Here is a 12,533-nt window from a genome sequence, read left to right on the forward strand (position 1 = left end):
TGATAAGTTTAAATAATCTTCTTACAGGCCCATCAAGATGTAATCTTCAGCCTTTTGGCCAGCTGGATTAATTCATTGGCATGTTGTTTCGTCAAGTCCGTAATCTCTACTCCCGAAATCATCCTGCCAATTTCTTTTATTTTTTCAGTTTCAATTAGCGGCTTGACCGAGGTATTCGTGCGTCCGGCCCTTACATTTTTCGCTATGAAAAGGTGAGTATCCGCCATGGCTGCCACCTGTGGCAAATGGGATATGCACAAAACTTGTGATCCAGTTGCCACTTTATAAATCTTTTCGGCAATGGATTGTGCAACCCGTCCGCTCACACCTGTATCCACTTCATCAAATATAATGGATGTTATGCCTTGATGCTTGGAGAAAATGCTTTTCAAAGCCAGCATGATCCTCGACAGTTCTCCACCAGATGCGATTTTAGAAAGAGGTTTTAACGGTTCACCTGGATTGGTGGAAATATAAAATTCCATTGAATCCAGCCCTGACTGATTAATGCCCCTATCTGACAATTCATCGAAAGTATAGGCTGTCTGAAGGAAATGAGGTTCAAAAATTGTTTTTTCCATATATAGATCCTTTAATTCCTGATGAATCTTTTTGGTTAGCTGCTGAGCGAATTTCTGGCGAAGTTCAGACAGATTCTTTGCTTCGACGATAAGATCTGCCTTGATGGATTTCATTTCCTTTTCAAGCTTCGCGATATGGGTTTCCCTATTTTGCAGCTTTTCGACTTCTTCTTCAATTGCGGCCCCATATTCCAGGATTTCCTCGATGGTCCGTCCGTATTTACGCTTTAATTGATTTATTTCATTAAGTCGACTTTCAATGAATTCAACACGTTCTGTATCATAATCCAAAGAGTCCAATTGGTCCCGGATGTTTGACACAGCCTCTTCGAGCAGGAAGTAGCTATTTGAAACGGTTTCAGAGCTGTGCTTTAAACCTTCATCAAGCCCTGCCGCTTCCTCCAAATTATTCATGGCCACGGAAAGCCAATCAATTGCATGCTGCTCACCATTTAAAGCATTATAACTGGTTTGCAGCGCTTCATGGATTTTTTCGAAATTATTAATTTTCTTCCGTTCTTCCATCAATTCTTCATCTTCGCGTAATTTCAAATCAGCTTTTTGGATTTCATCGAATTGAAACTGGATCAAATCAAGGCGGTGGACCATTTGCTGTTCATTTTGGCTCAAACCATTCAATTGTTTAGAAGCGGTTTCATATCGTTTATATAGCTTTTGGTATTCAGTGAGTGCAGATGCGATTTTTTCACCTCCGAATTGATCGAGCAGCGGAAGATGGAGTCGTTCATCCATTAATTCCTGATGTTCATGCTGACCATGGATGTCTATCAATGTTCGCCCTATCTCACGTAAAGTGGAAATCGTCACCAGCTTCCCATTTACCCTGCAAACGCTTTTACCGCTTTGTGAGATATCCCTTCGAAGTATCGCCATCCCATCATTCATATCCAGGCCAAACTCTTCCGCTTTGGCAAAGACCGGGTGTTTTTCATCTTCAATTTGGAATAATCCTTCTATTTCAGCCTTCGACTCACCATGCCGAATGAACTCTGCAGAACCACGTCCCCCAACCAACAGATGAATGGCATCTATTATGATTGACTTCCCTGCCCCTGTTTCTCCTGTCAAGACCGTCAAGCCTTTCTCAAATGAAACGGACAGGCTGTCTATGATCGCAAAATTCCTAATCGATAGTTCTGTTAACAAACTAGATCACCTCACAACATTATTAGAGCATGTCCAAGAATTTGCCGGAAATGATCTTTGCATCTTCCTCGGAACGGCAGATAATTAAACATGTATCGTCGCCGCCGATCGTCCCGAGTATTTCTTGCCAATTTAAATTATCAATCAATGCACAGATGGCCTGGGCATTACCCGGGAGCATTTTCATAACCAGCAAATTATTGGCTGAGTCAATGCGTACAAAGGCATCGACAAGGATTCTCTTTAATTTTTGAAGTGGATTGAAACGTTGGTCGGCCGGCAGACTGTATTTATACCTTCCATCCGTTAAAGGAACTTTTACAAGGTGAAGCTCTTTAATATCCCTTGAAACGGTGGCTTGAGTTACATTGTATCCAGCTAATTTCAATTCTTCAACTAACTCATCCTGTGTTTCGATATCATTATTCGTTATAATGTCCCTTATTTTTATATGTCGTTGTCCTTTATTCATAAGTAGAAGCACCTCTTCTCAACTGTTGCTCATTTAATGGTAATGGTATCACTTTCAATATTAATGTTATCGGATTTTTATGCAATTGTACAACTTTTTTCTCTAAAATGAATACAAGTCTAATTTTTTCACTTACCTATTTTATGTATCCACTCATAAAGGATTCAATTCCATGACGACAATGCATAGTCAAAAAGCTCCTTTAGCCAACCATTCAGCCAAAGGAGCCATACAAAGTTCTAGCTATTCTTTTTTAAATTGGGCATGGGCCTCTCCAACGATGTCATCAACCGTTTTCGAAAGCAATAATGCTCCATCTTCCTTCGGCCCTTGCCAGTGTAAGTGAAGTAAGAATTCAATATTTCCATCACCGCCGGTAATCGGTGAGAAGGAGGCATCCTTAATATCATAGCCTTCCTTTAAAGAAAAAGAAATGATCTTATCCAACACTTGTTTATGAATTTTGGGATCACGAACAATCCCCTTTTTACCCACTTGATCCTTCCCGGCTTCGAATTGCGGTTTAACCAAGGCAACGATATCACTATTCGGGACGAGCAAGGTCTTTAGTACCGGTAAAATTAACGTAAGCGAGATGAAGGAAACATCAATGCTTGCGAAGTTTGGCATCTCCCCGTCGAGATCGGCGGGTGTAACATAACGGAAATTGGTTCTTTCCATTACTTTTACCCGCTCATCCTGCCTAAGCTTCCAGGCAAGTTGATTATAGCCGACATCAAGCGCATAAGACATTATGGCGCCATTTTGCAAAGCACAATCCGTAAACCCGCCAGTTGATGATCCGATATCAAGCAATATTTTTCCATTCACTTGTAAATCGAATTCCCTTAATGCCTTCTCAAGTTTAAGACCGCCTCTTGAAACGTAAGGCATGACTTTTCCTTTGATCGTGAATTCTAGATCGACCGGCACTTTTTCCCCCGGTTTTTCGTATCTCTCTTCATTCGCGTAGACAAGGCCTGCCATAACCATACGCTTCGCTTTTTCACGTGTATCGGCCAAGCCTTGTTCTACAAGTAATACATCCACTCTTTCTTTCATCACTTTCATATTTTCAGGCCCTTTTTTCTTTTTTGGGTGTTATCATTTTAATCTTTTTGATGGCTGTCTCAGTCGTCAGACCGATTTCTTCAAGAAGTTCATCGACGCTTCCATGTTCAATGAAATAATCAGGTATCCCCATTCGATCTATAATTGCCCCATAAAATCCTTGATCATGAGCATATTCAAGAACAGAACTACCAAAACCACCTTGAAGAACCGCTTCTTCTATTGTCAGGATTGGCATTTTTTCACCAAGGAGACTGCTTAGCATGTTCTCATCCAAAGGCTTAATGAACCGGGCATTGACCACCTTCACTGAATAATCCTCTTTCTCGAGCAGTTCTGCCGCTTCAAGAGCCATGGGAATCGTAGTGCCGAAAGTTAAGATGGCAGCATCCGTTCCTTCTTTAAGAACTTCCCACGAACCGATCGGAATCTGCTGTAATTCAGCATCCATCTCTACTCCCCAACCATTCCCACGAGGGAAACGCATGGCAATCGGACCATCATTATATTTTAAGGCCGTATTGACCATATGCTGGCCTTCGTTTTCATCTTTCGGCATCATCAGCACCATATTCGGTACGTGGCGCAAGAAAGCAATGTCGAAAACGCCTTGATGCGTTTCACCATCGGAACCAACCAATCCGGCACGATCGATTCCTATGAATACGTTCAAATTTTGACGGCAAATATCATGCACCACCTGGTCATAAGCCCTTTGCAGGAAGGTTGAATATATAGCCAGGAATGGTTTCATTTTTTGCGTTGCCAATCCGGCTGCAAAAGTTGCAGCATGCTGCTCGGCAATCCCAACATCATAGAAACGCTCTGGGAACTCTTGAGAGAAGCCCACCAATTTCGAACCTACGGGCATTGCAGGTGTAATCGCGACAATCCGCTCATCGTCACGGGCTAGCCTGCTGACAGTATCGCTTACGAGAGCGCTCCAAGCAGGACCCTTACTAGGGGATTTCACGAAATCTCCTGTCTCGATCTTATATGGGCCAGTCCCATGCCAGTTCCCCGTTGTGTCCAACTCGGCAGGTGAATATCCCTTGCCTTTTTTCGTGATGACATGCAGCAGGACCGGTCCCTTCGTTTTCTTGGCATATCTTAAATTCTCAAGCAATTCTTCATAATTATGTCCATCTACTGGTCCAAGATAAGTGAATCCGAGTTCTTCGAAAAAGATTCCTGATACCAATAAATATTTCATGCTATCCTTCAAACGTTCAGCTGTAGCCGCAAGTTTACCACCGACTGCAGGAATTTTTTTCAAAAGCAGCTCCAATTCATCTTTTGCCCAGTTATATTTACCTGCTGTCCGCAATCTTCCCAATATCGTGTGTAAGGCACCTACATTGGGGGCTATGGACATTTCATTATCATTCAGGATAACGATCATGTCCTTTTTTTCATCACCGATATGATTCAACGCTTCAAGCGCCATCCCCCCTGTTAGGGCACCGTCTCCGATTACAGGCAAAATAAAGCTGTTTTCCCCTTTGATATCACGGGCAGCCGCCATCCCCATTGCAGCTGAAAGGGAAGTCGAACTGTGACCGGTTTCCCAAACATCATGGGGGCTTTCAATCATTTTAGGAAAACCGCAAAGACCTTTATATTTCTTTAAGGTGTCGAACTCTCCTGCTCTGCCAGTCAGGATTTTATGGACATATGATTGATGTCCGACATCCCATAAAATTTTATCATTCGGACTGTCGAATTCTTTATGCAAGGCTATAGTCAACTCGACGACACCTAAATTGGGACCAATGTGCCCACCGGTCACCGATAATTTTTCCACAAGGAATTTCCGTACTTCCACACTTAACTCGACAAGTTCTTCATTATTCATCTTCTTCAAAAAAGAAGGGTCTTTTATAGATAGAAGATCCAAACAGGACCACTCACTTTCTGTCATTTTCGGTGGTTAGCATAAACAAAGCCTCATGAAAGAGGGCTATGGAAGACTTGACCGAAAAATTGGTTTTAAGTTAAAAAATAGCCGCCAACACCCAGGTGATTTCGGCGGCTTATTATACCTATTTTATCACGTATCTCAATTTAAAAATTCATTTTGATTTTCACATATTTTTGCACAATGAGTATACCACAAAACCTCAATTGATAACAAATTTAGCCACAATCAATGATTACGGTTCGCAATTAAATCAGTTAGTTCATTCAACAAACCCGTTTGTAAGGTTGTTTTTCCTAAAGCGGCATGGGCAAGTTCTATATGATGTTCCAACTTTTGCTTTGCCCCTTGAAGGGTTAGCAATGAAGGATATGTGCTTTTATGATTCCCCACATCACTGCCAACCGGCTTGCCGATCAACTCGACTGACCCTTCAATATCCAGAATATCATCGCGAATTTGAAAAGCAAGCCCCAGGTGGTATGCAAAGTCACGTAAATGCAGTTGCTGTTCTTCACTCGCCCCTGCTAATATAGCACCGGAAAGGATGCTTGCAGTCAATAACTTCCCTGTTTTATGTTCATGTATATACTCCAATTCCTGAAGGGTCAGCTGTTTATTCTCACCTTCCATATCGGCAACTTGCCCCCCAACCATTCCTTCGGCTCCGGCGGACTTCGCAATTTCACTTACAAGGTTCAGCTTCATTTCAGCCGTGACCTCGGGATTGGTCATATCCGTCACCAATTGAAAGCTATAAGTAAGAAGTGCATCACCTGCCAGTATGGCCACCGCTTCACCGAACACTTTATGATTCGTCGGTTTTCCGCGGCGGAGATCATCATCATCCATTGCCGGAAGGTCATCATGAATCAAAGAATATGTATGAATCATTTCAATGGCAGCCGCTGCAGGAATCCCTATCCTCAAGCTTTTTCCAAAGGCCTCCAAAACCGCAAAGACCAATAATGGGCGAATCCGTTTCCCCCCTGCCTGCAGTGAATAGATCATGGCTTCTTTGACTACTGCCGGGGCTTTAAGTTTATTGACATATTCGACGATTTCCCGTTCTATAATTGCCTTATATTCATTAGAAAACATTTCAAAGGACGCCGTACCCATGTCATTCTTCCTCCTGTACAGCAAAGTTTTCAAGTTCCCCATCTTCGCGTAAAATTTGAGTCAACTGATCTTCAACAGCCTTAAGCTTTGAATGGCAAAGCCTTGATAAATCCATCCCTTGTTTATATATCGAAATGGCTTCTTCCAAGGGCACATCGCCTTCTTCCAACTGCTCTACAATTTTTTCGAGATTCTCCATCGCTTCTTCAAATGTAGCTTCCTGTTTTTTTGTCATGATTCAATCCGCTCCTTAATTTCTTTAATTTCACATTCAAGAGTTCCATCTTTTATCGAAACCGCTATCTTATCCCCTTTTGATACTTGCTGTGTACTTTTCACTAATGTCTCATCCTCAGCAAAAACCAATCCATAGCCCCGTTCCATGATTTTTAGTGGACTGAGAGCAGATAAAGTGGCTGTAATATGGACGAACTGCTGAGATTTATGCCGATAGATGGCTTCCATGGCCCTCCGTAAAACCTTTGCATGCTGCTGCAGTTCATCTTTCGCATTTTTCACCGCTTGTTCAGGATGCTGCTTTTTCAAAATATCGTTCAGCTGATTCAGCTCATCTCTCTTTTTCATGAAATATCGCGTGCTGGTCCTCCCTAGCCTGTCCATCGTCTTGTCTAGTTGTTCCAGCTTCTGTTCGTACATTTTATGTGGGTAACGGAAGGCATAAGACCTCTCCATCCTGGTCAAACGGGTTCGTTCAAAATTCACTGCTTCTTGAATGGAGCGGGTCAAACGATTCTTGCGGTTCATCAGGCGTTCGAGTATTTCATTCAAGTGAGGAACCGCTAACTCTGCTGCACCAGTCGGTGTAGGAGCACGCATATCGGCGACAAAATCAGCAATCGTAAAGTCGGTTTCGTGACCGACAGCAGAAATTACAGGTATATCGGAATCATATATAGATTCAGCCACTATCTCCTCATTGAAGGCCCATAGTTCCTCGATCGACCCGCCGCCCCTTCCGACAATGAGAACATCGCTTTCCGCCCTTGCGTTCGCCATGGAAATTGCCTTGGCAATCGATTTAGCGGCATTATTCCCTTGTACAAGTGCTGGATAAACGATGATCCTGGCGATCGGATATCTCCGCTTGATGGTTGTCAGGATATCTCTTAATGCAGCTCCGGTCGGCGAAGTTATGACCCCTACAGACTTAGGGTACTGAGGGATCGGCTTCTTGTGTTCGGCCAAAAACAAGCCTGCCCCCTCCAGCTTTTTCTTCAGCTGTTCATAAGCAAGATATAAATCCCCCACACCATCAGGGGCCATGCTTTTCACATAAAGCTGATACTGTCCTCCAGCTTCATATAATGATATATCACCCTTAACAAGTACCTTCATGCCATTTTCAGGAAGGAATTTCATGCCTTTATTATTGGCGGCAAACATGACGGAGAGAAGTCGTGCCTTCTCATCCTTTAAAGTAAAATACATATGTCCGCTTGTATGTTGTTTAAAATTTGAAATTTCACCTTTTATGTATACATTTTGCAAATGGGGGTCGGCATCGAACTTCCTTTTGATGTACTTCGTTAAAGCCGACACACTCAAATATTGTTGGTTGCTCATATAATGTCTCCTTCCGATGGAAATCGGATATAAAGAAAACTCACCTATAGATTATCATAAATCCATGAATGGAAAAAAAGCGGTCTCCCGTTATTATAAAACAAGAGGTCCGCTTCTTTAAAATAATTTAACGTTTTTTTCAGCTTTTTAATGCTTGCTTGTTTGATTCAAGAGCTTTTTGAGCAGATTTGACCGTATTCTTCATAAGCATCGTAATCGTCATGGGACCAACGCCTTTAGGAACAGGTGTAATGTATGAAGCCTTATTTTTCACTTCATCAAACGCCACATCACCGCAAAGCTTCCCTTCATCATTCCTGTTCATTCCGACGTCAATGACGATTGCGCCTTCTTTAATATGGTCACTCGTGATCGTGTCCCTCTTTCCGACCGCTGCCACAACAACATCGGCTTGCTTGGTATAATAAGCAAGATCCTTTGTCCGTGAATGACAGTATGTAACGGTTGCATTCGCGTTTAAAAACAATTGTCCGGCTGGTTTTCCGACGATATTACTTCTCCCTACGATGACAACATGCTTACCTTCAAGGTCATAGTCGATATACTCAAGCATCACCATGACGCCGTACGGAGTACAAGGTAAAAATGCATCTTGTCCCGTCATCATCCGCCCAATATTAATCGGGTGGAATCCATCTACATCCTTTTCAGGGGAAATCGCTTCAATAATCGCCTTTTCCTGAATATGTCCAGGCAAGGGCAGCTGCACCAATATACCATGAATGCTGTCATCCTGGTTTAATTCAGCAATGCTCTGAATTAATTCCTCCTGAGATAAATCCGCAGGTTTTTTAATTAGTACGGAATGCATACCCAAGTCCTCACAGGCCTTTTGCTTATGGCGCACATAAGTTTGAGATGCTTGATTGTCACCCACCAGGATTACAGCTAAACCCGGAACGACATTTTTTTCACGTAACTGTTGAACTTCCTTACTGATTTCCTGCCTAACTGACTCTGCAATTTCTTTACCATTAATGATTTGAGCTGACATGTGTTTATTCCTCCCAAGTTAATTTTGCTAAAGAAATTGCTGAGAGAATCCTTGTTCAAGGCTGCAGCTTTAGCTGCCGCTTTTCACCTTCACTTTGGATAAAACGGCATTTACAAAGCTGCTTGATTGATCATCACCGAATTTCTTAGCAATTTCAATAGCTTCATTCATTGCAACACTTACAGGAACATCTTCACTGTGAACCATTTCATAAACCGCAATCCGCAGTAAATTTCGATCAATGTTCGCCAGTCTTTCCAACGTCCAATTCTCTAAATTGTCCCTGATCATTCCATCAATTTGTTCACGATTTTCCGTTATCCCCATTACTAATTTCTTGAAATAATTATCAGTGGGAGCACCATCCAGTACGCTTTCCATTGCTTCTTCTGCATTAGAGTTGGCAATATCTATCTGATATAGTGCTTGAAGGGATTTTTCACGGGCTTCTCTTCTTTTCATAATCTTACTCCTTTTACATCTACTATTATATATGAAAACGCTAGAACAAACGAACATTAAATAACAATTTTTCAAAAATATTAAGATTCTCGCTATATTTTTTATAAAAACAAGCTAAATCCCACTAAATTAAAGGCCAAAAGATTCAATATCTTGATTCAAGATTACATCTCAAGATTACTTTCCATTTAAACGGCCAACACAGTCCCATACTTTTTGAAAGTGTCAAAAAGCTCTTGCCTAGCTTTCATGCTCATATTTCACCTTTTACACTCTAACAGAAATCACCCTTGAATTAAAGGGAAATTTCCAGACACCGCCTTATTATGTTCATTTAAATTTAATATTATAAGCAGGCTCCAAAAACGGGTATCTTGGAGTTTACTTTCAAAAAACAAAAACCCGGCTTTTTGCCGGGTTTTTGCTGGTGTGAATCGAATGAAGCCCACTTACACTTCTTGTTCGTAATCCGCTTCTTGTTTAGCGTTTTCAAACGCAATGCCCACTACATGAATGTTCACTTCGCCAGCGTCGATAGCGGTCATATTCAACAAAGCTTCACGAATGTTATCTTGCACTTCCTGAGCAACTTTCGGAATTGAAACACCAAACTTCATGACACAATAAAGTTCGACTTTGATGGATTCTCCCGTTAAGTCCACTTTAACACCTTTACCGTGGTTCTTTTTACCAAGCTTTTCAACAACACCCGTAGCGAAATTCCCGCGCATATGTGCAACACCTTCAACTTCCGATGCAGCGATACCCGCAATCACCTCTATCACCTCAGGCGCAATCTCAACTTTGCCCAGCCCACTATTATAATCATTCATTTCGAGTAATTGGCCTTCCATTTCACTCATTCAAAAGCACCTCCTGTCTTCCTTTACATTATGAGTTCATTACATCATATATTTCAAGGAATTTGGTATTAAATTCCCCGGAAACAAATTGTTCATGCTGAAGTAACTTAATATGGAAAGGAATTGTGGTACTGATCCCTTCAATGACAAACTCACCCAAGGCGCGTTTCATCTTCTCGATTGCCTCTTCCCTAGTCGGTGCATGGACAATCAATTTAGCGATCATGGAATCGTAATACGGCGGTATCGAGTACCCAGGGTATGCCGCAGAATCCACACGAACTCCGTAGCCGCCTGGAGGTAAATACATTTGAATCTTACCTGCGGAAGGCATGAAATTCTTTTCTGGATTTTCGGCATTGATCCGGCATTCGATAGACCATCCGTTATAAGTGACATCCTCTTGCGAAAGCGATAGTTTGTTGCCTGAAGCAACTTTGATCTGTTCTTTAATCAAATCCACGCCCGTTACCATTTCTGTAACTGGGTGTTCAACCTGGATACGTGTATTCATTTCCATAAAGTAGTATTTTCTATTCACATAGTCATAAATAAATTCTACTGTTCCGGCTCCAGAATAGTTTACGGCAAGTGCAGCCGTCACAGCGGCCTGCCCCATTTCCGCACGTATTTCACCATCCAACGCCGGTGACGGGGTTTCTTCAACAAGTTTTTGCAAACGTCGTTGGACCGTACAATCACGCTCACCTAAATGGATGGCGTTGCCATGATTATCTGCCATGACCTGTATTTCAACGTGACGGAAGTCCTCGATGAACTTTTCAATATACACGCCAGGATTCCCGAATGCCGTCGCGGCTTCCTGTTGTGTGATGTTAATGCCCTTAATGAGATCTTCTTCTGTCCTTGCGACGCGGATACCTTTACCACCTCCGCCTGCAGTAGCTTTGATGATGACTGGATAGCCCATTTCATTAGCTAGTGCTACACCCTCATCTGTATCTTTGATTATGCCTTTAGAACCTGGCACGATCGGTACACCAGCTTTGCGCATGGTTTCCCTTGCTACGTCCTTTGTACCCATTTTATTGATCGCTTCGGGGCTAGGACCGATGAAAATGATATTGCATTCACGGCATAGCTCGGCAAAGTCGGCATTTTCAGCTAGGAAACCATATCCCGGATGAATTGCATCGGATCCCGTTTTCTTGGCGGTGCTGATAATGTTGGTTTTATTTAAATAACTGTCTTTTGATAATTTAGGACCGATGCAATATGCTTCATCAGCAATTTGAACATGTAATGCTTCTTTATCTGCTTCTGAATAGACAGCAACAGTCTCGATTCCTAACTCCTTGCATGCCCGGATGATACGGACAGCAATTTCCCCGCGATTGGCAATTAATACCTTTTTGATCATTTAGAAACAGCTCCTCATTCCGGCTTTACTAAAAATAATGGTTGACCATATTCTACAAGCTGACCTTCTTTTACAAGGACTTCAACGATTTCACCGCTTACTTCAGCTTCGATTTCATTGAAAAGTTTCATGGCTTCCACGATGCAGACGATGGAATCCCCCGTTACTTTATCGCCTGCTTTTACGTATGCAGGTGAATCCGGTGCAGGAGATTGGTAGAATGTCCCTACCATAGGGGAAGTGATTTTATGTAAATTTTCCTGTTCAGTGACGGCTGCAGCCGGTTTTGCAGGTTCAACAGCTTTCGGTACTTCAGGGGCAGGGGCCGCTGCGGGCTTGACCTCTACAGCTGCATTGGCTTGAACAACATCTGGAGCAACTGCTGCTTGGTGTAATACTGTACCCGTTTCGGTTTTTTTCAATTTAATTTTCGTTCCTTCATTTTCGAAAACGAATTCACCGATATTTGATTGATCGACTAACTTAATAATTTCACGAATTTCTTGCACTTTCATTTTGTGGCACCCCTTGTCTAATTTAATATGAGTTTGTGAGGCAATAATATTTTATGTAACCCTACCCTTAGCTTATCCTACTTTGTCCAATACTGCACAAAGTAGCCGCTTTCTTTACGCGAATGCGAATAAACTGACTACAAACCCCATCTGTATTATAACAGATATTTCACTTTCTCAAAATATTGTTTCCCTAAGAAAATTGAAAAGTTTATGACCAGCTTCTAACATCATACAATATTAGCTTATACAAATTCAATGATAGATTAATTGTTACTGAATATCCATACTTCCATCTTACACCTTTATTATAATATTGTGAATATATATCAACTTGGGCACCTTAACGCTTGCTCTTTAATTTTGCATTTCATTCCTGGAA

General features: G+C 41.9%; 12 protein-coding genes. All 12 read right to left on the reverse strand.

All coding sequences use genetic code 11. The features are described from left to right. Positions 1 to 32: 32 nt before the first annotated feature. Positions 33 to 1,748 (reverse strand): DNA repair protein RecN, encoded by a 1,716-nt coding sequence (recN, locus tag OTG27_RS14025; RefSeq protein WP_268937251.1) that lies wholly within the window; start codon positions 1,746 to 1,748, stop codon positions 33 to 35. Between the two features lie 22 nt (positions 1,749 to 1,770). Next, a complete protein-coding gene (gene ahrC, locus OTG27_RS14030; RefSeq protein ID WP_034308279.1) occupies positions 1,771 to 2,220 on the reverse strand; it encodes a transcriptional regulator AhrC/ArgR in 450 nt (149 codons plus the stop codon). Between the two features lie 243 nt (positions 2,221 to 2,463). Then, a complete protein-coding gene (locus OTG27_RS14035; protein ID WP_268937252.1) occupies positions 2,464 to 3,291 on the reverse strand; it encodes a TlyA family RNA methyltransferase in 828 nt (275 codons plus the stop codon). A 4-nt stretch (positions 3,292 to 3,295) separates the two neighbouring features. Beyond that, on the reverse strand, positions 3,296 to 5,188 hold the full coding sequence (dxs, locus tag OTG27_RS14040; protein WP_239858471.1) for a 1-deoxy-D-xylulose-5-phosphate synthase: 1,893 nt from the start codon (positions 5,186 to 5,188) through the stop codon (positions 3,296 to 3,298). Between the two features lie 249 nt (positions 5,189 to 5,437). Further along, positions 5,438 to 6,331 (reverse strand): polyprenyl synthetase family protein, encoded by an 894-nt coding sequence (locus OTG27_RS14045; protein ID WP_057278792.1) that lies wholly within the window; start codon positions 6,329 to 6,331, stop codon positions 5,438 to 5,440. Position 6,332: 1 nt separating this feature from the next. Then, a complete protein-coding gene (locus tag OTG27_RS14050; protein ID WP_034308286.1) occupies positions 6,333 to 6,566 on the reverse strand; it encodes an exodeoxyribonuclease VII small subunit in 234 nt (77 codons plus the stop codon). Beyond that, complete coding sequence (xseA, locus tag OTG27_RS14055; protein WP_057278793.1) at positions 6,563 to 7,915, reverse strand: exodeoxyribonuclease VII large subunit; 1,353 nt, start codon at positions 7,913 to 7,915, stop codon at positions 6,563 to 6,565. Before xseA ends, OTG27_RS14050 begins: the two co-directional genes overlap by 4 nt. Before the next feature lie 139 nt (positions 7,916 to 8,054). After that, on the reverse strand, positions 8,055 to 8,930 hold the full coding sequence (gene folD, locus OTG27_RS14060; RefSeq protein ID WP_034308293.1) for a bifunctional methylenetetrahydrofolate dehydrogenase/methenyltetrahydrofolate cyclohydrolase FolD: 876 nt from the start codon (positions 8,928 to 8,930) through the stop codon (positions 8,055 to 8,057). Positions 8,931 to 8,999: 69 nt separating this feature from the next. Further along, positions 9,000 to 9,392 carry a transcription antitermination factor NusB gene (gene nusB / locus OTG27_RS14065; protein WP_034308295.1) on the reverse strand — a complete coding sequence of 131 codons (393 nt, stop codon included), beginning with the start codon at positions 9,390 to 9,392 and terminating at the stop codon, positions 9,000 to 9,002. A gap of 449 nt (positions 9,393 to 9,841) precedes the next feature. Then, positions 9,842 to 10,246: an Asp23/Gls24 family envelope stress response protein gene (locus OTG27_RS14070; protein WP_222620245.1), complete on the reverse strand. Its 405-nt coding sequence runs from the start codon at positions 10,244 to 10,246 to the stop codon at positions 9,842 to 9,844. 37 nt (positions 10,247 to 10,283) lie between these two features. Continuing rightward, positions 10,284 to 11,636 (reverse strand): acetyl-CoA carboxylase biotin carboxylase subunit, encoded by a 1,353-nt coding sequence (accC, locus tag OTG27_RS14075; protein ID WP_057278794.1) that lies wholly within the window; start codon positions 11,634 to 11,636, stop codon positions 10,284 to 10,286. 14 nt (positions 11,637 to 11,650) lie between these two features. Next, positions 11,651 to 12,151: an acetyl-CoA carboxylase biotin carboxyl carrier protein gene (accB, locus tag OTG27_RS14080; protein WP_034308306.1), complete on the reverse strand. Its 501-nt coding sequence runs from the start codon at positions 12,149 to 12,151 to the stop codon at positions 11,651 to 11,653. Positions 12,152 to 12,533 lie beyond the last annotated feature (382 nt).

Origin of the sequence: Peribacillus sp. AS_2 (assembly GCF_026891895.1) — a bacterium.
GTDB lineage: Bacteria > Bacillota > Bacilli > Bacillales > DSM-1321 > Peribacillus > Peribacillus frigoritolerans.